23 protein-coding genes are annotated in these 26,170 nt (G+C 67.9%); 11 read left to right on the top strand and 12 right to left on the bottom strand.

Annotated features, from left to right (window positions below; translation table 11 throughout):
* Window positions 1–42: 42 nt before the first annotated feature.
* Entirely contained in the window at window positions 43–225 is a 183-nt protein-coding gene (locus TSH58p_RS28045; protein ID WP_109068889.1) for a hypothetical protein, read from the bottom strand.
* 302 nt (window positions 226–527) lie between these two features.
* Between TSH58p_RS28045 and TSH58p_RS28050 the strand changes: the two genes are divergently transcribed.
* The 5 genes from TSH58p_RS28050 to TSH58p_RS28070 all read left to right on the top strand — a co-directional run bounded on the left by TSH58p_RS28050 (window position 528) and on the right by TSH58p_RS28070 (window position 7,435).
* Window positions 528–1,013 (top strand): MerR family DNA-binding transcriptional regulator, encoded by a 486-nt coding sequence (locus TSH58p_RS28050; RefSeq protein WP_109068888.1) that lies wholly within the window; start codon window positions 528–530, stop codon window positions 1,011–1,013.
* The gene (locus tag TSH58p_RS28055) at window positions 1,010–2,173 is read left to right on the top strand and encodes a thiolase family protein (protein ID WP_109068887.1); all 1,164 of its coding nucleotides are present in this window, start codon (window positions 1,010–1,012) and stop codon (window positions 2,171–2,173) included. The genes TSH58p_RS28050 and TSH58p_RS28055 overlap by 4 nt, the downstream gene beginning before the upstream one ends.
* Window positions 2,174–2,200: 27 nt before the next feature.
* On the top strand, window positions 2,201–4,534 hold the full coding sequence (locus tag TSH58p_RS28060) for a 3-hydroxyacyl-CoA dehydrogenase/enoyl-CoA hydratase family protein (RefSeq protein ID WP_109068886.1): 2,334 nt from the start codon (window positions 2,201–2,203) through the stop codon (window positions 4,532–4,534).
* A 17-nt stretch (window positions 4,535–4,551) separates the two neighbouring features.
* Window positions 4,552–6,342, top strand: coding sequence for an acyl-CoA dehydrogenase C-terminal domain-containing protein (locus tag TSH58p_RS28065; protein ID WP_109068885.1), 1,791 nt, complete (start codon window positions 4,552–4,554; stop codon window positions 6,340–6,342).
* Between the two features lie 448 nt (window positions 6,343–6,790).
* Window positions 6,791–7,435, top strand: coding sequence for a response regulator transcription factor (locus TSH58p_RS28070; protein ID WP_014198344.1), 645 nt, complete (start codon window positions 6,791–6,793; stop codon window positions 7,433–7,435).
* 93 nt (window positions 7,436–7,528) lie between these two features.
* Here TSH58p_RS28070 and TSH58p_RS28075 read toward each other — a convergent pair whose 3' ends face one another.
* The 4 genes from TSH58p_RS28075 to TSH58p_RS28090 form a co-directional block, all read right to left on the bottom strand.
* Window positions 7,529–7,963, bottom strand: a complete 435-nt coding sequence (locus tag TSH58p_RS28075) for a CBS domain-containing protein (protein ID WP_109068883.1) — start codon at window positions 7,961–7,963, stop codon at window positions 7,529–7,531.
* Window positions 7,964–8,124: 161 nt separating this feature from the next.
* Window positions 8,125–8,823 (bottom strand): OmpW family protein, encoded by a 699-nt coding sequence (locus TSH58p_RS28080; RefSeq protein ID WP_109068882.1) that lies wholly within the window; start codon window positions 8,821–8,823, stop codon window positions 8,125–8,127.
* Window positions 8,824–8,983: 160 nt separating this feature from the next.
* Window positions 8,984–9,472: a hypothetical protein gene (locus TSH58p_RS28085; RefSeq protein WP_109068881.1), complete on the bottom strand. Its 489-nt coding sequence runs from the start codon at window positions 9,470–9,472 to the stop codon at window positions 8,984–8,986.
* Between the two features lie 14 nt (window positions 9,473–9,486).
* On the bottom strand, window positions 9,487–10,632 hold the full coding sequence (locus TSH58p_RS28090) for an FAD-binding oxidoreductase (protein ID WP_109068943.1): 1,146 nt from the start codon (window positions 10,630–10,632) through the stop codon (window positions 9,487–9,489).
* 220 nt (window positions 10,633–10,852) lie between these two features.
* Between TSH58p_RS28090 and TSH58p_RS33395 the strand changes: the two genes are divergently transcribed.
* Window positions 10,853–11,893, top strand: coding sequence for an endonuclease/exonuclease/phosphatase family protein (locus TSH58p_RS33395; protein WP_146205836.1), 1,041 nt, complete (start codon window positions 10,853–10,855; stop codon window positions 11,891–11,893).
* 13 nt (window positions 11,894–11,906) lie between these two features.
* Here the strand turns inward: TSH58p_RS33395 and TSH58p_RS28095 are convergent, their stop codons facing one another.
* From TSH58p_RS28095 to TSH58p_RS28105, 3 genes are all read right to left on the bottom strand, one after another.
* Entirely contained in the window at window positions 11,907–15,368 is a 3,462-nt protein-coding gene (locus TSH58p_RS28095) for a chromosome segregation SMC family protein (RefSeq protein WP_109068880.1), read from the bottom strand.
* Window positions 15,369–15,393: 25 nt separating this feature from the next.
* Entirely contained in the window at window positions 15,394–16,077 is a 684-nt protein-coding gene (locus tag TSH58p_RS28100; protein ID WP_247873898.1) for a DsbA family protein, read from the bottom strand.
* Between the two features lie 110 nt (window positions 16,078–16,187).
* Window positions 16,188–16,667, bottom strand: a complete 480-nt coding sequence (locus TSH58p_RS28105; RefSeq protein ID WP_109068879.1) for a DUF721 domain-containing protein — start codon at window positions 16,665–16,667, stop codon at window positions 16,188–16,190.
* Window positions 16,668–16,795: 128 nt separating this feature from the next.
* Between TSH58p_RS28105 and mutY the strand changes: the two genes are divergently transcribed.
* The 3 genes from mutY (at window position 16,796) to TSH58p_RS28120 (ending at window position 21,368) form a co-directional block, all read left to right on the top strand.
* A complete protein-coding gene (gene mutY, locus TSH58p_RS28110; protein ID WP_109068878.1) occupies window positions 16,796–17,890 on the top strand; it encodes an A/G-specific adenine glycosylase in 1,095 nt (364 codons plus the stop codon).
* A 38-nt stretch (window positions 17,891–17,928) separates the two neighbouring features.
* Window positions 17,929–18,690 carry a DUF1194 domain-containing protein gene (locus tag TSH58p_RS28115; RefSeq protein ID WP_109068877.1) on the top strand — a complete coding sequence of 254 codons (762 nt, stop codon included), beginning with the start codon at window positions 17,929–17,931 and terminating at the stop codon, window positions 18,688–18,690.
* A 158-nt stretch (window positions 18,691–18,848) separates the two neighbouring features.
* The gene (locus TSH58p_RS28120; RefSeq protein ID WP_109068876.1) at window positions 18,849–21,368 is read left to right on the top strand and encodes a sensor histidine kinase; all 2,520 of its coding nucleotides are present in this window, start codon (window positions 18,849–18,851) and stop codon (window positions 21,366–21,368) included.
* 4 nt (window positions 21,369–21,372) lie between these two features.
* On the opposite strand, the gene TSH58p_RS28125 is transcribed toward TSH58p_RS28120, so the two are convergent.
* The 4 genes from TSH58p_RS28125 to TSH58p_RS28140 form a co-directional block, all read right to left on the bottom strand.
* On the bottom strand, window positions 21,373–21,756 hold the full coding sequence (locus TSH58p_RS28125; protein WP_247873897.1) for a dihydroneopterin aldolase: 384 nt from the start codon (window positions 21,754–21,756) through the stop codon (window positions 21,373–21,375).
* Window positions 21,757–21,889: 133 nt separating this feature from the next.
* Complete coding sequence (locus TSH58p_RS28130; protein ID WP_109068874.1) at window positions 21,890–22,975, bottom strand: site-specific DNA-methyltransferase; 1,086 nt, start codon at window positions 22,973–22,975, stop codon at window positions 21,890–21,892.
* Window positions 22,976–23,065: 90 nt separating this feature from the next.
* On the bottom strand, window positions 23,066–23,740 hold the full coding sequence (locus TSH58p_RS28135; RefSeq protein ID WP_109068873.1) for a ribonuclease HII: 675 nt from the start codon (window positions 23,738–23,740) through the stop codon (window positions 23,066–23,068).
* Complete coding sequence (locus tag TSH58p_RS28140; RefSeq protein WP_247873896.1) at window positions 23,737–24,513, bottom strand: cyclic nucleotide-binding domain-containing protein; 777 nt, start codon at window positions 24,511–24,513, stop codon at window positions 23,737–23,739. The genes TSH58p_RS28135 and TSH58p_RS28140 overlap by 4 nt, the downstream gene beginning before the upstream one ends.
* Before the next feature lie 177 nt (window positions 24,514–24,690).
* Between TSH58p_RS28140 and TSH58p_RS28145 the strand changes: the two genes are divergently transcribed.
* Complete coding sequence (locus TSH58p_RS28145) at window positions 24,691–25,188, top strand: YchJ family protein (RefSeq protein ID WP_109068871.1); 498 nt, start codon at window positions 24,691–24,693, stop codon at window positions 25,186–25,188.
* 243 nt (window positions 25,189–25,431) lie between these two features.
* Window positions 25,432–26,001: a cold-shock protein gene (locus TSH58p_RS28150; RefSeq protein ID WP_109068870.1), complete on the top strand. Its 570-nt coding sequence runs from the start codon at window positions 25,432–25,434 to the stop codon at window positions 25,999–26,001.
* Window positions 26,002–26,170 lie beyond the last annotated feature (169 nt).

Consider the following 26,170-nt stretch of genomic DNA (forward strand, 5'->3'; position numbering starts at 1 on the left):
GGGCCGGCTGGTTCGGGCTGGCTTTTTCGGCCGTCGCCGGTGTCAGACGATCTTCTTGTGGTCGTCGTCGCGCTGGCGGGTGACGAGCATCAGGATGGCCACCACGACCGCGAAGAAGGCGGTCAGCGCCACATAGAACAACAACGCGACCCCGACCGTCATGGTGCCGATCAGCACCATGGCGAGGATCCAGACGCCCAGCGATACGATGGCGCGCGACGACATCGGCTGTCCCAACCCTGCTTGTCGTAACTCCGGTTTGTCCTGCCCTGTGACCGGCCATTGCACCCGGCCATTCCTGGCCCGGTTTATCCGGCGGCTTTTTTTGTTGAATGACCGGAGCCTGCCATAGCTGGGGAGGCTTCCCGCCCGTGGCATCCTGTCACAGCGCGCCCGCGCCGCACCCCGGATCGGCATCGGGACGGGAGTGGGCTGCCCGCTTGACAGCAAATGGCAGGCGCCTTACCTTTACGTAAACGTCAACCCGTGACAATCAAGGGCAATGACGATCAAGGGAAGGGGGAAGGATGTCGCAACCGGCGCGGTTGATGGGGCTGGGCACGCGCGGCGACGCCGGGCTGGACCCCGGCGCGGACGGTGCCGGGCGCTCCTTCGCCATTGGTGAGCTGGCCGACGAGTTCGGACTGACCCACCGCACCATCCGCCATTACGAGGACGAAGGGCTGCTGGCGCCGGAGCGCGACGGCACCGCCCGCGTCTACGGCCACCGCGACCGCGCGCGCCTCGCGCTGATCTGCCGGGGCAAGCGGCTGGGCTTCAGCCTCGCCGAGATCAAGGAATTCCTCACCCTCTACGACGCGGACGAGATCCAGAAGGAGCAGATGCGCTTCATGCAGCGCATCGCCCGCCGCCGCATCGCCGACCTGGAACGGCAGCTTCAGGACGTCCAGCAGACGCTAGGCGAGCTGCGCATCATCGACACCCAGATCTCCGACCATTTCCGCAAGAACGGAATCACGGAGACGCAGACCACGGAGGATACGCAACCATGACCTCGGCGCCTTTGACCACGCCCTCCAATCCGGTCGTCATCGCCGGCTACGCCCGCTCCCCCTTCGCCTTCGCCAACAAGGGCGAGCTGGCGAAGGTCCGCCCCGACGACCTGCTGGCCCATGTCGCCGCGGCGCTGGTCGAGCGCACGGGCGTCAACCCGCAGGACATCGAGGACGTCGTCGTCGGCTGCGCCTTCCCCGAGGGCGAGCAGGGCATGAACATCGCCCGCACCGTGTCCTTCCTGGCGAAGCTGCCGCTGACCGCCGGGGCCACCACGATCAACCGCTATTGCGGCTCCTCCATGCAGGCGATCCATCAGGCGGCCGGCGCCATCCAGATGGGGGCGGGCGAGGTCTTCCTGTGCGGCGGCATCGAGTCGATGAGCCGCGTTCCGATGATGGGCTACAACCCGCTGCCCCATCCGGGCCTGAAGGACCATTATCCGGAAGCCTACTGCTCGATGGGCGTCACGGCGGAGAATGTCGCCCGCCGCTACGGGATCTCCCGCGCCGACCAGGAGGCGATGGCCGCCGAGTCCCACGCCAAGGCCGCCGCGGCGCAGCAGGCCGGGCGCCTCGCCGAGGAGATCGTCGCCATCCAGACCGCCGCAGGCCTCGTGGAGCGCGACGGCTGCATCCGCCCCGGCACCAGCAGCGAGACGCTGAGCGGCCTGAAGCCCGCCTTCCTGGCCGACGGCTCGGTCACCGCCGGCACATCCTCCCCCCTGACGGACGGCGCCTCGGCGGTGCTGGTGACGACGGAGGCCTACGCCAAGGCCAACGGCCTGCCGATCCTCGCCCGCATCCGCTCGGTCGCGGTGGCCGGCTGCGCGCCGGAGGTGATGGGGCTCGGCCCGGTTCCGGCGGCGCAGAAGGCGCTGGCGCGCGCCGGCCTGTCCATCCGGGACATCGACGTGATCGAGCTGAACGAGGCCTTCGCCGCCCAGGCCATCGCCTGCATGCGCGACCTCGACATCGACCCGGCCAAGGTGAACCTGGACGGCGGCGCCATCGCGCTCGGCCACCCGCTCGGCGCCACCGGCGCCCGCATCACCGGCAAGGCCGCGGCCCTGCTGAAGCGCGAGGGCAAGCAGTTCGCCCTCGCCACCCAGTGCATCGGCGGCGGCCAGGGCATCGCCACCGTGCTGGAAGCGGTCTGACGGCGGCGGCACAGGGAGGCACCAACCATGCAGATCAAACGCGCCGCCGTGATCGGCTCCGGCGTGATGGGCAGCGGCATCGCCGCCCATTTCGCGAACGCCGGCATCCCCGTCGTCCTGCTCGACATCCCCGCCAAGGAGGGTGACGACCGCAGCGCCATCGCCAAGGGGGCCATCCAGAGGCTTCTGAAGACCGACCCCGCGCCCTTCATGCACCCGAAGAACGCCCGGCTGGTGACACCCGGCAATCTGGAGGACGACCTCAACCTGCTGGCCGACGTCGACTGGATCGTCGAGGCGATCGTCGAGAACCCGGCGGTCAAGGCCGACCTCTACCGCCGCATCGACCCGGTGCGCAAGGACGGCTCCGTGGTGTCGTCCAACACCTCGACCATCCCGCTCGGCGTGCTGGTGGAGGGGCAGTCGGACGCCTTCAAGCGCGACTTCCTGATCACCCACTTCTTCAACCCGCCGCGCTACATGCGGCTTCTGGAGATCGTCGGCGGCGAGGCCACCCGGCCCGACGCGCTGGCCGCCGTCGCCGACGTCTGCGACCGCGCGCTGGGCAAGGGCGTGGTGCGCTGCAAGGACACGCCGGGCTTCATCGCCAACCGCATCGGCGTCTACTGGATCCAGACGGCGATCAACGCCGCCGTCGATCTCGGCCTGACCGTGGAGGAAGCCGACGCCATCGCCGGACGGCCGATGGGCATCCCGAAGACCGGCGTGTTCGGTCTGGTCGATCTCGTCGGACTCGACCTGATGCCGCACATCGCCAAGAGCCTGCTGGCGACCCTGCCGGAGAACGACCCCTACCGCGCCGCCTTCCGCGAGCATCCCGTCATCACCAGGATGATCGCGGAGGGCTACACCGGCCGCAAGGGCAAGGGCGGCTTCTACCGCCTGAACCGGGACGGCGGCGCCAAGATCAAGGAGGCCATCGACCTGTCCACCGGCGCCTACCGCCGTTCCGACAAGCCGCGGCTGGAGAGCGTGTCCGCCGCCGGGCGCGACCTGCGGGCGCTGGCCGAGTTCCCCGACAAGACCGGGCAGTACGCCCGCCGGGTGTTGGCCCACACGCTGTCCTACGCCGCGTCGCTGGTGCCGGAGATCGCCGACAGCATCGTCGCGGTCGATGAGGGGATGCGGCTCGGCTACAACTGGAAGCAGGGTCCCTTCGAGCTGATCGACCGGCTGGGCACCGCCTGGTTCGCCGACCTCTGCCGCAGCGAGGGCATCCCCGTCCCGCCGCTGGTTGAACAGGCCGCCGGGCGTCCCTTCTACCGGGTGGAGGACGGCAAACTCCAGCACCTGACCACCGCCGGCCTCTACGACACGGTGGTGCGGCCCGACGGCGTGCTGCTGCTGTCCGACATCAAGCGGGCGTCGAAGCCGGTGTGGAAGAACGGCTCGGCCAGCCTGTGGGACATCGGCGACGGCGTGCTGTGCGTCGAGTTCACCAGCAAGATGAACGCGCTGGACGGCGACATCATGGCCGCCTACGGCAAGGCGATGAAGCTGATCGGCGATGGAAAGGGCGATTGGAAGGCGCTGGTCATCCACAACGAGTCCGACAACTTCTCGGTCGGCGCCAATCTGGGTCTCGCCCTGTTCGCCCTGAACGTCGGGCTGTGGCCGCAGATCGAGGAGCTGGTGGAGGGTGGGCAGCGCGCCTACCGCGCCCTGAAATACGCCCCCTTCCCGGTGGTGTCGGCGCCCAGCGGCATGGCGCTCGGCGGCGGCTGCGAAATCCTGCTGCACTCCGACCATGTGCAGGCCCACGCCGAAACCTACATGGGGCTGGTCGAGGTCGGCGTCGGGCTGATCCCCGGCTGGGGCGGCTGCACCGAGATGCTGGCCCGCCACGCGGCCAACCCCCGCACGCCCAAAGGGCCGATGCCGCCGATCGCCGGGGCCTTCGAGACGATCAGCCTCGCCAAGGTCGCCAAGTCGGCGGCGGAGGCCAAGGATCTGCTGTACCTGCGTCCCGGCGACGGCATCACCATGAACCGCGACCGCCTGCTCGCCGACGCCAAGGCCAAGGCGCTGGAACTGGCCGCGGACTACACCCCGCCGGAGAAGGTCACCTACACGCTTCCCGGCCCCAACGGACGGGCCGCGCTGGAGCTGTTCCTGGAAGGCTTCGCGCTTCAGGGCAAGGCGACGCCGCACGACATGGTCGTCTGCGGCAAGCTGGCCGGAATCCTGACCGGCGGGCCGAAGGCCGACGTCACCCAGCCGGTGACCGAGGATCAGATGCTGGCGCTGGAGCGCCGGGCCTTCATGGAGCTGGTGCGGACCGAAGGCACCATCGACCGGGTGGAGCACATGCTGACCACCGGCAAGCCGCTGCGGAACTGATGGGGGAGGACTGAGCAATGCCGATCTACAAGGCTCCGCTGGAGGATGTCCGCTTCGTCCTCGACGAGATCGTCGGGGCGGGCAAGCTGGCCGAACTGCCGGGTTACGAGGACGCCACCCCCGACCTGATCGCCCAGGTCCTGGAGGAGGGCGCCAAGCTGTGCGAGGAGGTGCTGTTCCCGCTGAACCAGTCCGGCGACGGTGAGGGATGCAGCTTCGAGAACGGCGTGGTTCGCACGCCGAAGGGCTTCAAGGAGGCCTACGCCACCTACATCGAGGCGGGCTGGCAGGGCCTGTCCTGCGACCCGGCCTATGGCGGGCAGGGGCTGCCCAAGCTGGTCAACACCATGCTGGAGGAGTTCATCTGCTCCGCCAACCTCAGCTTCGGCATGTATCCCGGCCTGTCGCTGGGCGCCTACAACGCGCTCTCCACCTATGGCTCGGACCCACTGAAGCAGCGTTTCCTCGGGCGGCTGGTGGACGGCACCTGGGCGGGCACCATGTGCCTGACCGAGCCGCATTGCGGCACCGACCTGGGGCTGATCCGCACCAAGGCCGTCCCCCAGGAGGACGGCAGCCACAGGATCACCGGCACGAAGATCTTCATCTCCGCCGGCGAGCATGACCTGACCGAGAACATCCTGCACCTCGTGCTGGCGCGCCTGCCCGACGCGCCGGCCGGGACGCGCGGCATCAGCCTGTTCCTGGTGCCGAAGTTCCTGCCCAACGAGGACGGCGGCGTCGGTCCGCGCAATGGCGTCGCCTGCGGCTCCATCGAGCACAAGATGGGCATCAAGGCGTCGGCGACCTGCGTCATGAACTTCGAGGACGCCACCGGCTGGCTGGTCGGCGAGCCGCACAAGGGCATGCGGGCGATGTTCGTGATGATGAACGCGGCGCGCCTCGCGGTGGGCATCCAGGGGCTGGGGGTGGCCGAGGTCAGCTACCAGAACGCGGTGGCCTACGCGAAGGAGCGGCTCCAGGGCCGTTCGCTGAAGGGCACGGCGCACCCGGACAAGCCCGCCGACCCGATCATCGTGCATCCCGACGTGCGGCGGAACCTGCTGACCGCCCGCGCCTACACCGAGGGCGCGCGCGCTCTGGGCGCCCTGGTCGGCTACAAGCTGGACGTGGCGGAAAAGCACGCGGACGAGAAGACGCGCAAGGAGGCGGACGAGTTCGTCCAGCTGATGACGCCGATCGTCAAGGCGCTGTTCACCGACATCGGATTCGAGTCGGCCAACATCGCGGTTCAGGTGCATGGTGGGCACGGCTTCATCTGGGAAACCGGCGTCGAGCAGTATGTCCGCGACGCCCGCATCTGCCAGATCTACGAAGGCACCAACGGCATCCAGGCGCTGGACCTCGTGGGGCGCAAGCTGCCGCAGGACATGGGCCGGCTGCTGCGCCGCTTCTTCCACCCCGTCGGCGCCGAGATCGAGGCCGACATGGAGACGGAGGAACTGGCCGAATTCGTTCTGCCGCTGGCCAAGGCCTTCGCCAAGCTCCAGCAGGCGACCGCCATCGTCGCTCAGAAGGGGATGAAGGACCCGGAGGAGGCGGGGGCCGCCGCCACCGACTATCTGCGGCTGTTCGGTCTGGTGGCGCTCGGCTGGATGTGGCTGAGGATGGTCAAGGCCGCCCAGGCCAAATTGGCGGCGGGGGAGGGCAACGCGGCCTTCCTTGAGGCCAAGATCAGGACGGCCCGATTCTACACGGCGAAGCTGTTGCCGCAGACCAACGCGCTGTTCATCACCATCATGGCCGGGTCCAAGCCCCTGATGGAGATGGACGAGGCCGCCTTCTGAGGATCAGCCTTACGGAGTCTATGCCTTTGGGCCGGGATCGGTGTATCCTTCACCGGTTCCGGCCTTTTCGTTTCGAGAGATGCGAAAGATAGAAAGTACGAAAACGACGGTTCTTTCTGATGAGCAAGCCTATGGCTTGATACATTCGTGCTCACTTTCGTCATGTGTGAACGATGCGCGAAATGGATATTGCTGTAGCGCAGCAATGCCATTGCTCGGAGCCTTCAATGGGACAAAAGTTAAATTCGGGTTGTCCAACCCCACCGAATCGTGGTACGTCTGATGTGACATTACCCTGCATAAGGACTTTCTATACCTTTTGGAATTGGGTCATATGATGCTTGAAAATGACCTGCATTTTTTCCGAAACTGAAGGTCGGAACACTGGCCTTGTGTCAGGGCTGTACGTTCGGACCATTGAAAGCACTGAGTACGGGGGCACCACCAGATGAAAATCCTGATCGGAGACGACCATGTGCTTTTCCGGGAGGGATTGCGCAGGCTGCTGGAGCAGCTGAAGGAGGGTGCCAGCTTTGAGGAAGCCAGCAATTTTGATGAGCTTCTGGAAAAGGCTGGCAAGGGCGAGACTTACGACCTCGTCCTGACCGATCTGCGCATGCCCGGTTGGCCCGGCTTCTCCGGCATCCAAGACCTGCGGGGAAAGCAGCCCGACTCCAAGGTCGTGGTCGTGTCGGCGTCCGAAGCGCATCACGACGTCCGCGACGCGCTGGAGCATGGCGCCGCAGGCTACATCCCGAAATCCTCCAGCGTGAAGATCATGCTCAGCGCGCTGGATCTCATCTTCTCCGGCGGCGTCTACGTGCCGCCGACCGTGCTGCGCGAATCCGGGGAGGCCGAGGTGCGCGTCGGCGCCATCCCGCCCAGCGACCCGCAGCTCGACCATCTGCTGACCCAGCGTCAGCGCGAGGTTCTGGACCGCCTGCGCGAAGGCAAGTCCAACAAGCAGATCGCTCACGAACTGGGCCTGTCCGAAGGCACGGTGAAGATCCACATGACGGCGATCTTCAAGTCGCTGGGTGTGCGCAACCGCACCCAGGCCGCCATGGCCTTCCCGCAGTCGCACTCGGCCTGATCAAACGGGCCTCACCGCCCGACCGTCCCATCATTGAAAACGCCCGCGGAATCGTCCGCGGGCGTTTTCGTTTGCAGGGCGGTGGGGTGGGGCTCAGCCCATCCCGGCGACGTAGCCGCGCAGGGACTCGACCTCCAGTTCCGCGTCGTCCAGCCGTGCCTTCACGATGTCGCCGATGCTGACCAGCCCGACGAGTTCGCCGTCCTCCAGGATCGGCAGATGACGGATGCGGCGCTGGGTCATGACGCCCATGATCTGGGACACCGTGTCGGACGGGCTTCCGGTGACGAGGTCGCGGGTCATCAGGTCGCCGACGGGCCGCTCCAGGGCGGCGGCTCCATCCGCGGCCACGGCGCGGACAATGTCGCGTTCCGACAGGATTCCGGCGGGCCGGCCGTCGTCCTTCATCACCAGGACGGCACCGATTTTGTGATGGGCGAGCTTGCGGGCGACCGCGTCGATCCGGTCGTCCGGACTGGCGGTGATGATCTCCGTGCCCTTCCTTTTCAAGACGGCGGCAATGTGCATGGTTGTGCTTCCTCCCGCGCGGATTCACGAAAGGGAATGCTCACCCACTGTCGCCTCTCTAGGAAGTCGCAAAAAGGAACAGGCCGGATACTCCTTTCGGAGTAGCCGGCCTGAAACTCAGCTTTCGCAGGGCTTCCCGTAGGAGGCCCCGGAGTTGCCGATTAGAAGCGGTAGCCGATGCCCAGGCCGACCAGCCACGGGTCGATCTTGACGTCCGAACGGACGGTGGTGCCCAGGTTGGTCTGCGCCGTGACGTCGGTCTTCAGGAAGATCTTCTTCACGTCGAGGTTCAGCGACCAGTTGCCGGTCAGGGCGACGTCCACACCGGCCTGCAGAGCCCAGCCGAAGCGGTTCTCGTAGTCGGTGTCAACGATGCGCAGGCCGATGCCGTTCGCCTTGTTGGCGGCGTCCTCGCGGTAGAACAGGGTGTAGTTGACGCCGGCGCCGACATACGGGCTGACGCGCTCCTTCGGGAAGAAGTGGTACTGCGCGGTCAGGGTCGGCGGCAGCAGCGAAACCTTGCCCACATCCACGGAGCCGCCCAGACCCGGCAGGATCGAGCCCTTGACGGTGTGGCGGCTGGTGCCGGCGATCAGCTCGAGAGCGATGTTGTCCGTGACGAAGTAGGAGAAGTCGAGTTCCGGGATGTAGTCGTTGTTGATCCGCGGCTCGCCGATGTTGGTGGCGCCCTGGTGGATCAGGTCGCCCGACTCCTGCGGGATCACGGCCAGGGCGCGCGCGCGCACCAGGATGTCACCGGCGGACTTGCCCTTGAAATCCTGGGCCAGCGACGGGGAGGAAACGGCGGCAAGAGCCGTGGTCGCCAGCAGGGCGGCGGCGGCGCGCTTCAGGAAAGTCATGGGATTCGCTCCAGGGCAGAATTAGCTGATGTCGTTTTTTTGGCTTGATGCCTGGAGATGTATTACCAGAGTTTTTGTGGGGTTGCTATGCCGCCTCAACCAAAACGTCATAGTGAGGCGGCTTTGCAACAGCGACGAGTTGTCGCATGGACTGGAACTCTTAACGCGCTGGGGCCATGGCGGGTTGTGGTGACTGTGAAGGGACTTGCGCCAGGCAGTTTTGTACGATCGCGTAGCATTGGCCGAGTCGGCTGCCGCCGCTGGACGACCCGCCATAGACAATGCGTTCCACCACGCCATTGTGCAGGGTGAAGGTCGCCTCGCAGTCGACGCTGGTCACGTCGGAGCCGTAGCCGCCCCAGCCGCCGTAGGGGTAGCCCCAGTAGCCGCCGTAGCCGCCCCAGGACGGGTAGGAAATCAGGCGGTTGCTGCGGTAGGTGAAGAATTCCCGGTCCCCGGCGGCGGCCTGCCGTTCCGGAACCCCGGCGCAGGACAGCAGCGTCTGCTTCGGCATGCCGATCAGCGCGTTCTGCGCGACCATCGCCTGATCGGCGGCCGGGTTGGCGCAGCCGCCCAGAAGGCCGCCAACCAGAAGACCGCCGGCCAGAAGAACCGCACCGAAACCGCTTTCCGTCATCGTCCCGCGCATCGCCGTGTCTCCCGTCAGGGGCGCCGCAGCCGGGCCGACGCCAGATCCTCCACACGCACACCGAGCGCCGCGACCTCCGGCGGCAGGCCGCATCCGGTCGCCAGCGCCGCGGCGGTGCGGCCCATGGCCGGCGCCGTCTGGATGCCGTAGCCGCCCTGGCCGGCCAGCCAGAAGAAGCCGTCCGCGGACTCGTCGTAGCCCACCACCATCACCTTGTCGGCGACGAAGCTGCGCAGGCCCGCCCATTTGTGCGTGATCCGTCGAACGGAGAAGCGGACCGCCTGTTCCATGCGGTCGATGGCGACGGCGATGTCCAACTCCTCCGGTTGCACGTCGCAGGGCTCCACCGGCGTCTCGTCGGCGGGGGAGAGCAGCAGCCGGCCCGATTCCGGCTTCATGTAGAACTGTTCGTCCACATCGATGGTCATCGGCCAGCCGGCGAGTCCCGCCGCGTCCGCCGGGTCGGCGAACACCGGATCAAAGGTGAGGGCGGTGCGCCGCTTCGGCACCAGCCCGACGGGGCGCACCCCGGCCATGCCCGCCAGACCATCGGCCCAGGCGCCCGCCGCGTTGACCAGCACCGGGGCGGCGAAGGCGCCCGCCGGGGTGGCGGCGATCCACAGTCCGTCGCGCCGCTCCAGAGCGGTCACCCCGGCGTCGGTGACCAGCCGGCCGCCGCGCGCCTTCAGCCCGCGCAGGTAGCCGCCGTGGATGGCGTGGACGTCCATGTCCATGGCCTCCGGCTCCCACACCGCGCCGTCCACGTAATCCGGGTTCAGGAAGGGCGCGCGGGCCAGCGTCTCGGCGCGGCCGAGGCGCTCGACGGTCGGGGTCAGACGGCGCCCTTCGGCAAAGTCGCGGTCGAGCGCCGCGGTCTGGTCGCCCCGCCCGATCAGCAGGACGCCGCGCGGCGTGAGAAGCGGATGCTCCGAAAAGCCTTCCGGCGGGTTGGTGTAGAAATCCCAGCTCGCCACCGTCAGCGCGCGGACCACCGGATGCCCGTAGGTCTGGGTGTAGAGCGCCGCCGAGCGGCCGGTGGAGTGGTAGCCGGGCTGGCTCTCGCGCTCCAGCACGATGACGCTGCCGTGCGCCGCCAGCTCATAGGCCGCCGAGGCCCCGGCCATGCCGCCGCCGACGATCAGGAAATCCACCCGTTCCATCATACTCCAGCCCGTTTTTTCCGTTTTTCGCTCGGAAGAAGCGCGATCTCCTGGACAAACTAACCGGGCGGCTGCCGAACGCAATCGCCTTCTCGCCGTCGGCCCTTTCAACGTGCGTATTGTTTGATTTTCCAAAAAATCGTGTGAAGAAAAATAATAAAAATAAACGTTCATCAATGCCACGGCTTGGTCATAGCATAAAGACTCTCATCAATGCTAGATGGACATGGGAGTTGTTGGAATGGATAAAGTTTTTGCTGCCGGTGTATCTGGCTCAAGAAACAGGAGCGAATCCGTTGCACTGAACAATAAGTATGATAGCGGAACCAAGATCGAGATAGAGAATTCTGCTGAACTTAGAAAAATGGTGGTTTGTGGATATAATACATTTGGATGGGATAGGGATAAGGTGTCAGAATTATTCTATAGTATATTTGAAAATTTAAACAAAAATTATAATGTCTACGAGAAATATTATGACGATAAAGTTATTGAATATGTAAAAAATCTAATTGATATTTTCTGCGTTCAGGAGGCTGGGGGCCTTCATGAAACAACATTCTTGGAATCCTATAAAAGGTTCCATTGTGATTGGCGGCGTAGAGACGCAAAAAAATACCTTAAGAGAATAAAATTATTTATAGAGACGGTGTACGATCAAAGCTCTGTTTATCAGGATAAAGAAAAGAAGGATTATGTTGAGCATCAAATGAAGAAGTGGGAAAAAAGTAGTTATGATGATCTGCTGGAATCGTGGAATGGAGTGGTTGATTTGAGGGAAAACTCCAGATGCTCTATTGGAATAATGTGCAAAGACAAGGATAAGGTGTATGGAGATGATAGGAATATACACATAACAGAAAGTATTTACCACAGACCAGTTCTTGGTTTGACTTACTACGGTCTGCCAGTTTATTCAGTTCATGCGCCAGCATCAAATAAAGATACAAAGAAGGCGAAATACATTAAAAATTTAATAAAAAGCATGATCGAGATGCACGATAAAAAATGGATAGCGGTTGGTGATTTCAATTACGAACCATCATTATCTAGTGATATTTTAAAGGAAAATCTGGAAAATGGGCGATCTCTAGAAGAATATACGAAGATATGCTCGCCGAATAAACCAACCCAAAACAGTGGAGGAACACTTGACTATGCCATTCATGGCAGCGACGTCAGTTGCAAAATAATCAAAGTTTTGCCATCAATCAAGTCGGATCATCGGCCGGTTCTTTACGAAGTTGGGTTCGCACCATAACCGGAGCGGGTGATCAGGCCGCCCCGCGCAGCTCCTCGGCCTTCTGCAGGTCCACGCTGACCAGCTGCGAGACGCCGCGTTCGACCATGGTCACGCCGAACAGCCGGTCCACGCGGGCCATGGTCAGGCGGTGGTGGGTGATGATGAGGAAGCGGGTGTTGCCTTCCCGCGCGATGTCCTCGACCAGATCGCAGAAGCGCCCGACGTTGGCCTCGTCCAGCGGGGCGTCGACCTCGTCCAGCACGCAGATCGGCGCGGGGTTGGAGCGGAAGACGGCGAACAGCAGCGACAGCGCGGTCAGGGCCTGCTCGCCGCCGGACAGCAGCGACAGCACCTGCAGCTTCTTGCCCGGCGGGCTGGCGTAGATCTCCAGCCCGGCCTGCAGCGGGTCCTCGGCGTTGACCAGCTCCAGATGCGCCTTGCCGCCACCGAACAGGCGGATGAACAGCTCCTGGAAATTGCGGTTCACGGTGTCGAAGGAGGCGACCAGACGCTCCCGCGCCTCGCGGTTCAGGCTGGCGATGCCCTGGCGCAGGCGGGCGATGGCGCTGACCAGATCCTCGCGCTCGGTCTGCAGCGTGCCGATCTGCGTCTCCAGCTCCGCCGCCTCGATCTCGGCGCGCAGGTTCACCGGCCCCATGTTCTCCCGCTCGCGGGTCAGCTTGTCGAGGCGCGATTCCACGACCGCCACGTCGGGCATCGCCTCGTCGGGGGGGAGATCGGCGGCGGCACGGGTCTGCTCGGGGCGGCAGTTCAGCCGCTCGGCGATGCGCTCCGTCAGGGTCTGGCCGTTCTGCAGCGCCGCGGACACGGCCGCCTCGGCGTGGGCGCGGGCCTCGCGGGCGTCGGCAAGCCCGGATTCGGCCTGCTTCAGCTGCTTTTCGGTCTCCGCCAGCCGGTTCTCGGCTTCGGCCAGGGCGTCGGCGGCGCGCTTGCGGGCGCGCTCGGCCTCGCTGATCCGGCCGAGCAGGGCCTGCCGGTCGGCCTCGATCGCCGCAGGGCGGCTTTGCAGCTGGGCGAGGTCGGTTTCGGCGGCGGCGGCGCGCTCCCTCAACTCGGCCACCCGCCCGCCCGCCCCGGCGGAGCGGGTGCCCCAGGAGGCGACGTCCTGCTGGATGGTGGCCAGACGCTGGCGGCGGGACTGCGCCTCGCGGGTCAGGCGGTCCAGCGCGTTCTGCTTTTCGGCGAGGACGGCGCGGTGCTCGGCCAGGGTGGCGCGGCGGTCGTTGACGGCGTCGCGGCCCTCGCGCGGGTCGGGCAGGGCGTCCAGCAGCTCCCGCGCCGCCTCCAGGGCGGCCTCGGCCTCCTGCCGATCGGTCTCCAGCCGCGCGATGCCCTCCACCAGCGCCGCCAGCTTCGACGCGGCGGCGTCGGCCTCGCGGGCCAGCTTGGCGTGGCGGTCGCGGGCGGCGGTCACCCCGGCGAAGGCCTCGCGCACCGCGTCGCGGGCGCGGCGGTCGGCCTGGGCGGCCTCCTCGACGGCGCGCTTGGCCTCGTCCAGGGCGTCGCGGGCGACCTCCAGCCGCTCGTCGGCGAGGTCCAGCTCGCCGCGCAGCTCGTTCAGGCGGTTGCGCTGCTTCAGGCGGACGGCGGCGGCGGTCGGCGCGCCGGCCTGGACGGTCAGCCCATCCCAGCGCCACGCCCCGCCGTCGCGGCTGACCAGGGTCTGGCCGGGTGCGAGACCGGCGGCCAGGGCGGCGCCCGCCGCGTCGTCGGCCACCACGCCGATGTGCGACAGGGCGCGGGCGGCGGCCTTCGGTCCCTGGACGCGGTCGGCCAGCGGCTCGGCCCCGGCGGGCAGGGGAGCGGCGGTGGGATAGGGCGGCAGAGGACGCCAGTGGATCGGGGCGGCCTCGTCGAGCGGAGCGGTCAGGGCGTCGCCCAGCGCCGCGGCCAGGGCGCCTTCATAGCCGGGGGCGACGGTCACCGCGTCGACCAGCGGCGGGAACAGGTCGCCGGCCCCGGCGGAGAGCAACTCGGCCAGCGCCTTCTCCTCCGCCTTCAGCTTGGCGCGGGCGGATTCGGCGGCCTGCAGGGACTCGCGGGCGCGGGCCTGGGCGGGTTCGGCGTCGGTCTTGGCGCGCTCGGCCCGTTCGGCGGTCTCGCGGGCGTCCTCCAGCCGCTGTTCGGCCAGCTCGACGGCCAATTCGGATTCGGCGACATCGGCGTGGGCGACGATCTCGCGTTCCAGCGTGTCGCGCTGCGCCTGCTGCTCGGCGAGACGTCTGGCGAGACCGGAAGCCCGCGTTTCAAAATCAGCGACCTGCCGCTGGGTGGCGGCGCGGCGGGCCTCGTCGGCGGCGGTCTGCTCGGTCAGGCGGGTCAGCTCGCGGTCGAGCGTCTCCACAGCCTCCCGCGCGTCGGCCAGCGCTTCGCGCGCGGCCTCCTCCAGCATCTCCTCGTCGGCCTGGGCTTCCAGCAGGCGGTCGCGTTCGGCCTCCAGCCGGGCCAGGGCGTCCCCGGCGTCGGCGGCCAGAGCCTCCTCGCGGCCGAGGTCGCCGGCGATCTGCTGCAGGCGGGAGAGCAGGGCGCGCTGTTGTTCGGCGACCCGCTTCTCCTCGGCGTCGAGCTGCTCCTTGGCGATGACCAGCCGTTGCAGGGCGGCGGCGGCGGCCGCTTCGGCCTGACGCTTCTCCGGCAGGCCGGCGGCGTCGTCGGTGCGGCGGGTGGTCAGCTGGGTCACCGCCAGCATCAGCTCCCGCACCGCGCCCTCGGCCTTGGCGAAGGCGCTGCGGGCGCGGGCCAGTTCGCCCTCGTGGACGATCCAGCGCAGGTGCCAGAGCACGGCTTCCGCCTTGCGGATCTGTTCCGATAGGTTGCGGTAGCGGCCGGCCTGCCGGGCCTGCTTCTTCAGGCTCTGAAGCTGGGTGTCCATGGCCCCGATCACGTCGTCGAGGCGCATGAGGTTGCTTTCGGCCGCCTTCAGCCGCAGCTCCGCCTCGTGCCGGCGGGAGTGCAGGCCGGTGATGCCCGCCGCCTCCTCCAGCAGCATGCGGCGGTCCTGCGGCTTGGCGTTGATGATCTGGCCGACCTTGCCCTGGCTGACCAGCGCCGGGGAGGCGGCGCCCGAGGCGTTGTCGGCGAAGAGGAGCTGGACGTCGCGGGCGCGCACCAGCTTGCCGTTGATGCGGTAGTCGGAGCCGTTGCCGCGCTCGATCCGCCGCGTCACCTCCAGCTCGTCGTGCTCGTTGAAGCCGGCGGGGGCGGTGCGCGTGCGGTTGTCGATGAGAAGGGCGACCTCGCCCAGATTGCGCGCTGGACGATTGGCCGTGCCGCCGAAGATGACGTCGTCCATGTCGTCGCCGCGCATGCGCTTGGCGGAGGTTTCCCCCATCACCCAGCGCAGCGCCTCCACCAGATTCGACTTGCCGCAGCCGTTGGGGCCGACGATGCCGGTCATGCCCGGCTCGATCACCAGATCGGTGGCGTCGACGAACGACTTGAAGCCGGACAGGCGGAGGCGCGTGAAGTGCACGGGATCGAAGCCTTCTGCCCGGTCCTTACTTCACCAGCTTGTCGATGGCGGCGGCGAAGGTCTCGAAGGACTGCGCGCCGCTGATGGTGGCCGCGCCCTCGTTGAGGACGAAGGTCGGGGTGGCCTCCACCTTGTACTTGTCCTGGCCGACCAGACGGCTCTGCAGGATCCCGTCGGCCAGCGCCTGGTTGGCCAGACAGGCGTTGATGACCTGCTCGCTCATGCCGGCGAGCTTGCCGTACTGCGCCAGCGCCTTGACCGGGTCGGCGGCGCGGCTCCACTGGCCCTGGCTCTTGAACAGCACGTCGAGCAGCGGGTAGTAGCGCTCCGCCGGGGCGCAGCGGGCCAGCATGGAGGCGCGCAGCGCCGCCTGGTCGAAGGGGAAGTCGCGGAAGATCAGCTTGGCCTTGCCGGTGTCGATGTAGGCTTCCTTGATCTTCGGCAGCGTCTCGGTGTGGAAGGCGGCGCAATGCGGGCAGGTCATCGACGAATAGTCGAGGATCGTCACCGGCGCGTTGGGGTTGCCGAGCACCCGGTCCGCCAGAAGATCGGCGGTCGAGGGGGCGGGAGCCTGCGCCGTCTGCACCGGTGCCGTCTGCACGGGCAGGGTCTGCCCGTTCGACGGCCGGGAGCCGGCGACGGCGAGCCCGATGATCAGCGTCATGCCGACCGCGATCAGAGCAACGATGCCCAAAAGGTTGCGGTTCACTTTGGCCTCATCCCTACCAGATGTTGATGGTATAATCGAAACTCCCCTTTTGCGGCAAGAGTATGGCCCAGCCCGAGCCGGCTCCCGCCCCAGGGGGTATCGCGCAATGGTCAGCGGCGGCGCGGCGCCGGACGCGGGCGGGCCAGCAGCGACCGCCCGAAACGTTCCAGCGTGGCCCGCAACTCCTCGTCCTCCACCGTCGCGGCGGTGGTCATCACCGACAGCTCCTCGTCCATGGTCAGGTCGCGCGGGCGCGCCACCGGCTTCTGTATGGTCACAGGGGCGGCGTGGATCAGCTTGATCTTCGCCACCGCGCGGTAGCCGAAGAAGCTGTTGATCCGCTCCACGATCTGCGGTTCCAGATGCTGAAGCTCCAGCGCGATGGCGCCCATGGCGCGGATGTGCAGGACGGCGTCCTCCCGCTTGCCGCGGGGGAAGCTCAGCTTGTCGGGGGCGGTGCGCAGGCTCAGCTGGTGGCCGACGATGGACGGCCAGTCGTTGATGAGCGAGCCGAAGGCCAGCCCGCGCTTGCCCAGCGCCTTGCCGGCCACCTCGGGGACGGTCTGGCCGATTCGCCGCGGTCCGTTCATGTCAGGGCTTCCTGGTGATGGTCCGCGCACCCTAGCGCAAGCGGGCGGGACTTCGCCAGCGCCCCCGCGGGTGCCCCTTCATCGGCAGCCCTTTATCAGCGTCCGGGTTCGCCCTATGTCTTGCCGCCATGACGACGCCTCCCCACACCGCCTCCAAGGACTCCCCTCGGGACGCCCCCAGGGACGCCGCCTCCCGGCTGCTCTCCTGGTACGATCACAACCGCCGCGACCTGCCCTGGCGCGCCAAGCCGGGGGAGGTCGCCGATCCCTACCGGGTCTGGCTGTCGGAGATCATGCTGCAGCAGACCACGGTGCCCGCCGCCGCACCCTATTTCCGCGCCTTCACCGAACGCTGGCCGACGGTGCGCGATCTCGCGGCGGCGCCGCTGGACGACGTGCTGGTGGCCTGGGCCGGGCTCGGCTACTACGCGCGGGCGCGCAACCTGCACAAATGCGCGCAGGTGGTGGCGACGGAGCGGGCAGGGCGCTTCCCCGACAAGGAGGTGGCCCTGCTGGAACTTCCGGGCGTCGGCGCCTACACCGCGGCGGCGATCACCGCCATCGCCTTCGGCCACAAGGCGACGGTGGTGGACGGCAACGTCGAGCGGGTGGTCTCCCGCGTGTTCGCCGTCGAGGAGCCGCTTCCCGGCGTGAAGCCCAAGCTGCGGGCGCTGGCCGCCCTCCTGACGCCGGACGAACGGCCCGGCGACTACGCCCAGGCGATGATGGATCTCGGCGCCACGGTCTGCACGCCGCGCAAGCCGAAATGCATGCTCTGCCCCTGGTCGGACTGGTGCGCCGCCCGCGCCGCCGGCATCCAGGAGCAGCTTCCCCGCAAGGCCGCCAAGGCGGACAAGCCGACCCGGCGCGGCGTCGCCTTCTGGCTGCTGAACCCGGAGGGCGCCGTTCTGCTGCGCCGCCGGGCGGAGGAGGGGCTGCTGGGCGGCATGACCGAGGTGCCCTCCACCCCCTGGGCCGGCCACGCGCCGACCGAGGCGGACATCGCCGCGGCGGCGCCGCTGGATTTGTCCTGGCGCCGGCTGCCGGGCGTGGTCCGCCATACTTTCAGCCATTTTCACCTCGACCTTGAGGTCGTCGCGGCCAAGGCCGGCGACAACTGGCGGATGGCCGAGGGGCTGTGGGTTCCGGTGGACCGGCTGGGCGGTCAGGCCCTTCCCTCCGTCATGATGAAGGTGGTGCGCCACGCCCTGGCTCACGCATGAACGGGGCGCACGCATGAACGGAAGGTGGAAGGAGCGATATGAGGCGGCGGACGATCCTGGCCCTGCCGGCCTTCCTGGCCGGGACATGGCTTGCCGGGCCCCTGCGGGCGGAGCCCTCCTTAAAGGCGGAGCCCAAGGCGAAGACGGTTCCGACCCCCGCCGGACGCCGCGTCGCCCTGGAACTGGTTCTGGCCGTGGACGGGTCGGCCTCCATCACCGACGGGGATCTGGAATTCCAGTTGCAGGGCCACGCCGCGGCCTTCCGCGATCCGGACGTCCGCGACGCGGTGACCGCGGGCGGCGTGGCGGCGACCCTGGTGGTCTTCTCCGGCCCGCACAGCCTGCGCGTCCTGGTGCCCTGGACTCCCCTGACCAGCGCTGAGGAGGTGGGCGCCTTCGCGACCCGGATCGACAAGGCGCCGCGCGGTTTCCAGGGGGACTCCACGGCGCTGGGCAACGCCATCGAGGAGTCGGCGAAGCTGTTCGCCGGCAACGGCTTCGACGCCGCGCGCAAGGTCATCGACATCGTGTCGAACGGCTTTTCCAACAGCGGCCCGGACCCCGCGGGCGTCCGCGACCGGGTCGAGCGGCAGGGGATCACCATCAACGCCCTGGCCATTCTCGACGAGTTCCCCTGGCTGGAAGAGTACTACCAGGAAAACGTCGTCGGCGGCATGAATGCATTCGTGAAGACGGCGATGGACCGCGGCAGTTTTGTCGAGGCCCTCCGGCAGAAACTCATCCAGGAGATTGCCGCTCTTCCGGCGCCGCACTCGGTTATCCTTGCGGATAATTTATAAGCGCCAGGGCTCGACGGCTCCGAATTTTGGAAAATCGTCTGGAGGAATGAAGCCGGATCGGGCTACCTTACCGCAGCGTGCAAAACGCATTGGGATCGCTTCGTCTGGGGTGTTCCTTCAAGCGCGCGGCGTCCTTCATGGTGCTCGGGGACGGTGGGATGGGCAATCGGAAGCCGGTGGAGCCGGGTGACTTCGCGGTCGCGGACATCGTGGCGGCGGCCGGTGCGGCGGTCGCCGGACGAGCCGTCGCCTGTGGTGCGGACTGCCCTCCCGACTATCCATCGGCGGCGGCGGTAGCTGCGGCCGGCCGCCGTGGGCGCAAACCCCGTCTGCGGGGCGTGGCGATGACCCTGGCCGCCATCGCCGTGCTGTCTTTGGGGGCGCTGACGGCGGTGGTCGGATCGACCTTCCTCGGCATCGTCGGCATCGCGGAGGAGGCGCGCACCGCCATCATGCCGCGCGCCGGCGCCCAGCACCGCGACGCCTTGGCCGTTGCGGACCTGGGCCGGCTGGCCGAGGTGATCCTCAACAGCCGCGACCGAACCCGCCGCGCCGCCGCCCTGGACGAGGCGGAGGCGTTGGCCGGCCGGTTCGCCCGGGTGCTGGACGCCGGCGCGCTCGACAAGCTCGACCAGACGATGAACGCCTTGCGGCGCGGCAACCTTCGTGCCGACCTGCTCGACGCGCTGTCCGCCAGCATCGGCGAGCAGCTGGCCGGGGTGGACGACGCGCTGGCCGAGGCCACGGCACTGCTGGCGGAGCCGGACAAGGCGGTCCAGGACTACGCCTTTCTCAGCAACCTGTACCACCTGCGCCGGCTCTACGGGCTGGCGGCGGCCGGCGAAACGGCGGACCAGCTCGCGCTGCTGGACGTCGAGGTCCTTGAGCGGCTGCGCAACCAGCAAAGCCTCCTGGACAGCCTCTCCAGCATGAGGACGGGGCCGGCGGCGCAGCCCAACCGCCTCGCCATCGTCCTGGACCGCTTCGCGTCGGCGCGCGCGGTGACCGGCCTGCAGCGCGGCCGCCTGTCCGTGCTGGCCCAGGTCCGGGCGGACGGCGATCTTGCCCGTCGACCGTTGGAAGTGCTGGCCGCCAGCCTGCCGAGCGACGCGGCCATCACCGCGCTCGGCATGATGGACCACATTGCCACCGATGGCGGGCGCGGATGGTGGGTCGGGTTGGTGGGGGGAGCGGCGGTCATCCTGCTGCTGGGTGGCGTGACGGCGCTGCTGCTGCGCCATGTGGCGGCTCCGCTCCTGCGCCTCGGCGACACGCTGGACGCCTTGCGGGAAACACCGGAAACCGTGGCGCCACCGCCCGCCTCGCTGGAGGAGTTCGGGCGCATCGGGGCGGCGGTCGAGCGTTTGGCCGGGGCGTTCGGCGCGTTGCGGCGCCAAGCCGCGGCGTCGCGGGCGAACGAGGGGCGGCTGAGCGCCATTCTCCAGTCCTCGCCCTTTCCCATCGTCATCGCGCGGCGCACCGACGGGCGCATCCTGTTCGCCAACGCGCCCAGCGCGGACCTTCTGGAGACCACCGGCTCCGCCCTGCTGGACCGGGCGATGCCGGGTTTCCTGGAGGCGCCGGGAGACTGGGAGGGGATCGCCGACGCTGTGCGCCGACGCGGGCGGCTACCCGACATCGAAACGCGGGTGATAACCGCCGAGGGACGTCCCTTCTGGGGCGCGCTGTCGGCGATGGCGATGGATCACGACGGCGTGGACTCGCTGTTCGTGGCGCTTCGCGACATCTCCGCGCGCAAATACGCCGAAAAGACTTTGTTCGCCGCGAAGGAGGAGGCGGAACGCGCGCTGCACGATCTCCACCGGACGCAAAGGAGCCTGATCCAGGCGGAGAAGCTGGCGTCGCTGGGGGCCCTGGTGGCTGGGGCGGCGCATGAGATCAGCACGCCCGTCGGACTTGGCGTGACCGCCACCAGCCATCTTGCCGAGCAGGCACGGCAGTTCAAGACCGGCATGACCGATGGGCAACTGCGCCGCCGCGATCTGGAGGAGTTCGTGGACCGGGTCGAGGAGGGGGCCTCCATCATCCTGACCAACCTGGAGCGCGCCTGCACCCTGGTGGAGAGCGTCAAGCAGGTGGCCGTGGACCGGGCGTCGGAGGCGCGGCGTCCGTTCGAGCTGCGCGGCTATCTCGACGGCGTGCTCGGCAGCTTGGCCCCGCAACTGAAGGGCACCGGGCATCGGGTGACGCTGGACTGTCCGGACGGGCTGGTCATGGACAGCTATCCCGGCGCCCTGTCGCAGGTCGTGTCGAATCTGGTCATCAACGCGCTGCTGCACGCCTTCCGGCCCGATGCGCCCGGCACCGTCGCCATCACCGTGCGCACCGGCGGTCCGCCTCACGCCGGCGCGACGAGCGTCGTGCTGGACGTCGCCGACGATGGCCGCGGCATTCCGCCGGACCAGATCGAGCGCATCTTCGAGCCCTTCTTCACCACGCGCCGCGCCGAGGGCGGCAGCGGGCTCGGCCTGCACATCGTCTACGACATCGTCACGGGGACTCTGGGCGGGCGCATCGCCGTGGCGTCTCAGCCGGGGGCCGGCTGCCGATTCACCATCCATCTGCCATTGGCCGCGTCATCCGGCGCGCCGGCCACCATTCCATCTGCCGCCGTCACGGCCGGCCGCGTCGCGGCGGAGGAGACGGAACCCGCCTGACGGGTCAGGCCCGGGCGCGCTCGATCTCGACGCCGACGCTGGCGGCGTCCGGGAACACGTCCAGCTTCTCCACCCGCACCTTGACGCTGGCGATCCGCTCGTCGGACAGGCAGCGCTCGGCGATCCGTTCGGCCAGCGTTTCGATCAGGGTGACGTGGCCCTGGCTGACCAGCCCCTTCACCACCGCCGCCATGTCCTCGCCGGTGACGCCGGGGGCGGCGATCTCCAGGTCGAGGCTCAGGCGGATGCGCTGCGGCTTGATCCGCTCGTGGGCATAGACGCCGATCAGCGCATCCATGACCAGATCGCGCACGAAGCAACGGGTGGAAAGCGCCGCCGGGGCCGAACGGGGCGCCGGAGCGGTGACGGTGGCGAAGAGCTTGTTCATGGCGCACACGCCTATCACGCCGTCCCCGTCCTGCCAAGGCATGCGGGCGGCGATCGGTGAAGGGCTCCGATGCCGAACTTGCGGGAACGGAGCGGCGTCAACGGCCGCCCCGGTTCACGTTCGGTGCCGAAAATCAGGCGGAGGCTTCGGAGCGGATGCGCTCGCGCAGCACGTCGATGGGACGCAGATCGCCGCCATCCTCGTAGTGCCAGAAGGTCCAGCCGTTGCAGGCCGGCAGGCCGGCCATCGCGGCCCCCACCTGATGGATGGACCCGCGATGGTCGCCGCGCGGGCCGGACCCGATCAGCGTGCCGTCGGCGCGCACGCGGGCGGCCACGCGGCGGCGATGGTCGAACAGCGTGGTGCCCGGACGGAGCAGACCGCGCTCCACCACCCAGCCGAAGGGAATGCGCGGGGCCGACCGCTTCGGCGGCGTGTCCAGGACGGCGGCGTCGGGCGCCTCCTCCACCGCCTCGATGCGGGCGGTGGCGGCCTTGGCGTAGGTCGGGTCGCGTTCCAGCCCGATCCAGTTGCGGCCCAGCCGCTTCGCCACGGCACCGGTGGTGCCGGTGCCGAAGAAGGGGTCCAGCACCGTGTCGCCGGGGCGGGAGGAGGACAGGATGACGCGGTAGAGAAGCGATTCCGGCTTCTGCGTCGGGTGGGCCTTGCGGCCGTCCTCGTCGCGCAGGCGCTCCGCGCCGTTGCAGATCGGCAGCAGCCAGTCGCTGCGCATCTGCAGGTCGTCGTTCAGCGCCTTCATGGCGTCGTAGTTGAAGCGGTAGCGGGCATCCTTCTCGCGCGAGGCCCAGATCATGGTCTCATGCGCGTTGGCGAAGCGCGTGCCGCGGAAGTTCGGCATCGGGTTGGTCTTGCGCCACACGATGTCGTTCAGAATCCAGAAGCCCAGATTCTGCAGCGTGGCGCCGACACGGAAGATGTTGTGGTAGCTGCCGATCACCCACAACGATCCCTCGGGCTTCAGGATGCGGCGGGCCGCGGCGAGCCAGTCCCGCGTGAAGCGGTCGTAGGTCTCGAAATCCTCGAACTTGTCCCAGTCCTCTTCCACTCCGTCAACACGGGAGTGGTTCGGACGCAAGAGTTCGCCCCCCAGCTGGAGGTTATAAGGCGGATCGGCAAAGACAAGGTCTACCGATTCAGCCGGCATTTCATTCATGAGGGCGATGCAATCGCCCACGAGAATTTTGTTCAGGGGGAGCATTGACGAAACCAAAACAGCGAATCAGTCGTTGGGACAATGATTCGCCGCCGAGTCGCCGTCAACTGATTTCTTGTGCCGGAATCGCGGCGGTCAGCCGGCCCGTTCGATTTGGGCGCGGACTGGTGCAAAAGTGACTCGGTGGTGGGGCGTCACGCCGTGGCGGCGCAGCGCCTCCAGATGCTCCGGCGTCGGGTAGCCGGCGTTGCGGTCCCAGCCGTATTCCGGGTGAAGCTCCGCCAGCCGCATCATCTCGCGGTCGCGCGCCACCTTGGCGACGATGGAGGCCGCGGCGATCGACTGGCTGCGCCCGTCGCCCTTGACGATGGCCTCCATCAGGCAGGACAGGTCCGGCTTGAACTTCCCGTCGATCAGCGCGACGGCGGGCGGCTCGCCGGGCAGCGCCTCGTAGGCGCGCTTCATGGCCAGCAGCGTGGCCTTGTGGATGTTGAGGGCGTCGATCTCGGCGGCGGACGCCTCGGCCAGGGCGACGGCCAGGGCGTGGGCGCGGATCTCCGGCTCCAGCGCCTCGCGGGCGCGCAGGCTCAGCGCCTTGCTGTCGTTGATGGCGCGGGCCAGGGCGTCGGGCAGGCCGCCCGCCGGCAGCACCACGGCGGCGGTGACCACCGGGCCGGCGAGCGGGCCGCGCCCCACCTCGTCGATGCCGCAGACCAGCCGCCCCTGGCCCAGCGCGGTTTCGAAGGACAGGTCGGGCTGCGGGCGGGGGACCTTGACGCGGACGGCTTTGGTGGTGGTCTTGGATGTCATGGAGAGTCGGTTCTTGCGGGTTCGGCGTGGTGGGGCAGGAACCGTCCGCCGGACAGTTGCTCGATGTAGATGCGCGTCAGCGAGCGCAGGATGGGCGGCATCGTCTCGATGGCTTTGGCGAACTGGTCCTTGCGGATGATTTCGCAGACCGTGGCCTCCAGCGCAACGACGGTGGCGGCGCGCGGCCGGTTGGCGAGGAGGGCCAACTCCCCGAAGATGCGCCCCGGCCCCAGAACGCCGAGGTCGGCCCCGTCGCGCCGAACGCCGACCGAGCCGGACTGGATCAGGTAGGCCGCCGTTCCCTCGTCCCCCTGGCGGAAGAAGCTGTGGCCGCTGCGGAACATGCGCCGGTCCGCCACCGTGGCGAAGGAATCGGAGGCGCGGATCGCGGCGCCGCCCTCCTGCCGCTCGGGCTGGGACAGGCCGTAGCTGCGGCGGATCGCGGCGACGAGGCTTTCCAGCAGGTAGGAGGCCAGCGGCGGGCAGCGGCCGCGCAGCGCGCGGAAGGTCTCGCGCGACAGTTCCACCGCCTCGACGCTGGTCAGGGCGCGCACCGTGGCGCTGCGCAGCCCGTCGTCCAGCAGGGCCATCTCCCCGACGATGGCGTTGGCGCCGACGCTGCCCAGGCGGCGCGGGCCGTCCGGGCCGTCCAGCAGGACCTCCAGCTCGCCCGACTGGATCAGCCACGCGCAGTCCCCGGCCTCGCCCTGGCGGATCAGCACGGTGTCCGCGGCGATGCGCCGCGTGGGAAGGTCGGGTCCGCGTCTCGTCATCACCGGTTCCATAGCTCCGGGCGCTCCGGGCCGCCAGCCCGCGTTCCATGGAGTTTAGCGCGAATGCCGATCCGCTTCAGGCGAATTTGCCGTGGGTGGTGTGTGGCGGCCGTGACGCTTGGCGGAGGCCGCCGGCTGCGCTATGCATGGCGCCCTCAAATCGAGAGGCCGGAAGTCATGACCACCACCGCCACCACCGAATGCCCCTGCCGTTCCGGCAAGCCCCTGGACGCCTGCTGCGGCCCCTACCTGGACGGCAGCGCGCCGGCGCCGACCGCCGAAGCGCTGATGCGGTCGCGCTATTCGGCCTTTGCCTGCGGGAGGATCGATTACCTGCAGGAGACCCTGCTGCCGGAGACCCGCGAGGACTTCGACCGCAAGGAGATCGAGACCTGGGCCGCCAACAGCCAGTGGACCGGACTCGAGGTCCGCAGCACCGAGGCCGGCGGGGCGCAGGACGAGGATGGCGTGGTCGAGTTCGTCGCCCACTTCACCATGAACGGCAAGCCGCAGAAGCATCACGAGACCAGCCGCTTCACCCGGCGGGACGGCCGCTGGTACTATGTGGACGGCACGCTGGGCGCCCGTCCGCGCAGCGGTCCCAAGGTCGGGCGGAACGATCCCTGCCCCTGCGGCAGCGGCAAGAAGTACAAGAAGTGCTGCGGGGCGGCCTGACGGCGCAGGCTTGAGGGAACAGTCCTGAGGGGCCGCTCTTGACCGGCAATCCGCCGATTCTCGCAGCAATTGCGATATTTTTGGTCGCCCGGTGACCCCCGGGCGGCCTTCGGCCGTGTTTTGGCCGAATCTTTCTTTCCGGCGCGCGCGATCTCAATTGAAAAGCGCTGCGGAACGGATCATCTTCGGGGGGCCATGTTCCGCCGGTTGGGGCATGGCCTATCACGACAGATGAGACCACGTATGTTCGACCGTCCGCAGCGCAACAGCTTCCGCGCTCCCGAGATCACCCAGCGCAACATCCGCGCCACCGTCAAGTGGTTCAACGCGACCAAGGGCTTCGGCTTCGTCACGCCCGAAGACGGTTCGCCGGATGCCTTCCTGCATTCCACGGTTCTGCAGTTCTGCGGACACGACAGCCTGCCCGAGGGTGCCACCATCACCTGTGACCTGTCCCGCGGCCCGAAGGGCCCGCAGGTCGCCACCATCCACGACGTCGACACCTCGACCGCCAGCGAGTCCCCGCGCCCGGCGGCGCGCGCTCCGCGCAGCGACAGCTACGGCGGCGGCTACGGCGGTGGCAGCAGCTACGGCGGCGGCGCCGAGGAGACGGTCGACGGCACCGTGAAGTGGTTCAACGTGTCCAAGGGCTTCGGCTTCATCGCCCCGTCCACCGGCGGCAAGGACATCTTCGTCCACATCCGCGCTCTGGAGCGTTCGGGCCTGGACGTGCTCGCCGACGGCGAGCAGGTGCGGGTGACCGTCCGCCAGGGCGTCAAGGGTCCGGAAGCGCAGCGCGTCGAAGTGGTCTGACGTCGAACAGCCGGGTGGGGGCGGGGCGGACCCATCCCCGCACGTCCGGTCGCGGAAGCAGCACCATTCCCATCACCGTCGTGATCCGCCCATAAGGTGCGCGACGGTGCGCGGGGCACAAAGAAAAAGCCCGCCGTTCCAGTGGAGCGGCGGGCTTTTTTTGTTTTGA

This window comes from Azospirillum sp. TSH58 (assembly GCF_003119115.1).
GTDB lineage: Bacteria > Pseudomonadota > Alphaproteobacteria > Azospirillales > Azospirillaceae > Azospirillum.

Excerpts from the sequence above, each read along its gene's own strand:
- TSH58p_RS28045 (WP_109068889.1), bottom strand. The coding sequence starts at position 225 with ATGTCGTCGCGCGCCATCGTATCGCTGGGCGTCTGGATCCTCGCCATG.
- TSH58p_RS28050 (WP_109068888.1), top strand. The coding sequence starts at position 528 with ATGTCGCAACCGGCGCGGTTGATGGGGCTGGGCACGCGCGGCGACGCC.
- TSH58p_RS28055 (WP_109068887.1), top strand. The coding sequence starts at position 1,010 with ATGACCTCGGCGCCTTTGACCACGCCCTCCAATCCGGTCGTCATCGCC.
- TSH58p_RS28060 (WP_109068886.1), top strand. The coding sequence starts at position 2,201 with ATGCAGATCAAACGCGCCGCCGTGATCGGCTCCGGCGTGATGGGCAGC.
- TSH58p_RS28065 (WP_109068885.1), top strand. The coding sequence starts at position 4,552 with ATGCCGATCTACAAGGCTCCGCTGGAGGATGTCCGCTTCGTCCTCGAC.
- TSH58p_RS28070 (WP_014198344.1), top strand. The coding sequence starts at position 6,791 with ATGAAAATCCTGATCGGAGACGACCATGTGCTTTTCCGGGAGGGATTG.
- TSH58p_RS28075 (WP_109068883.1), bottom strand. The coding sequence starts at position 7,963 with ATGCACATTGCCGCCGTCTTGAAAAGGAAGGGCACGGAGATCATCACC.
- TSH58p_RS28080 (WP_109068882.1), bottom strand. The coding sequence starts at position 8,823 with ATGACTTTCCTGAAGCGCGCCGCCGCCGCCCTGCTGGCGACCACGGCT.
- TSH58p_RS28085 (WP_109068881.1), bottom strand. The coding sequence starts at position 9,472 with ATGCGCGGGACGATGACGGAAAGCGGTTTCGGTGCGGTTCTTCTGGCC.
- TSH58p_RS28090 (WP_109068943.1), bottom strand. The coding sequence starts at position 10,632 with ATGGAACGGGTGGATTTCCTGATCGTCGGCGGCGGCATGGCCGGGGCC.
- TSH58p_RS33395 (WP_146205836.1), top strand. The coding sequence starts at position 10,853 with ATGGACATGGGAGTTGTTGGAATGGATAAAGTTTTTGCTGCCGGTGTA.
- TSH58p_RS28105 (WP_109068879.1), bottom strand. The coding sequence starts at position 16,667 with ATGAACGGACCGCGGCGAATCGGCCAGACCGTCCCCGAGGTGGCCGGC.
- mutY (WP_109068878.1), top strand. The coding sequence starts at position 16,796 with ATGACGACGCCTCCCCACACCGCCTCCAAGGACTCCCCTCGGGACGCC.
- TSH58p_RS28115 (WP_109068877.1), top strand. The coding sequence starts at position 17,929 with ATGAGGCGGCGGACGATCCTGGCCCTGCCGGCCTTCCTGGCCGGGACA.
- TSH58p_RS28120 (WP_109068876.1), top strand. The coding sequence starts at position 18,849 with ATGGGCAATCGGAAGCCGGTGGAGCCGGGTGACTTCGCGGTCGCGGAC.
- TSH58p_RS28125 (WP_247873897.1), bottom strand. The coding sequence starts at position 21,756 with ATGAACAAGCTCTTCGCCACCGTCACCGCTCCGGCGCCCCGTTCGGCC.
- TSH58p_RS28130 (WP_109068874.1), bottom strand. The coding sequence starts at position 22,975 with ATGCTCCCCCTGAACAAAATTCTCGTGGGCGATTGCATCGCCCTCATG.
- TSH58p_RS28135 (WP_109068873.1), bottom strand. The coding sequence starts at position 23,740 with ATGACATCCAAGACCACCACCAAAGCCGTCCGCGTCAAGGTCCCCCGC.
- TSH58p_RS28140 (WP_247873896.1), bottom strand. The coding sequence starts at position 24,513 with ATGACGAGACGCGGACCCGACCTTCCCACGCGGCGCATCGCCGCGGAC.
- TSH58p_RS28145 (WP_109068871.1), top strand. The coding sequence starts at position 24,691 with ATGACCACCACCGCCACCACCGAATGCCCCTGCCGTTCCGGCAAGCCC.
- TSH58p_RS28150 (WP_109068870.1), top strand. The coding sequence starts at position 25,432 with ATGTTCGACCGTCCGCAGCGCAACAGCTTCCGCGCTCCCGAGATCACC.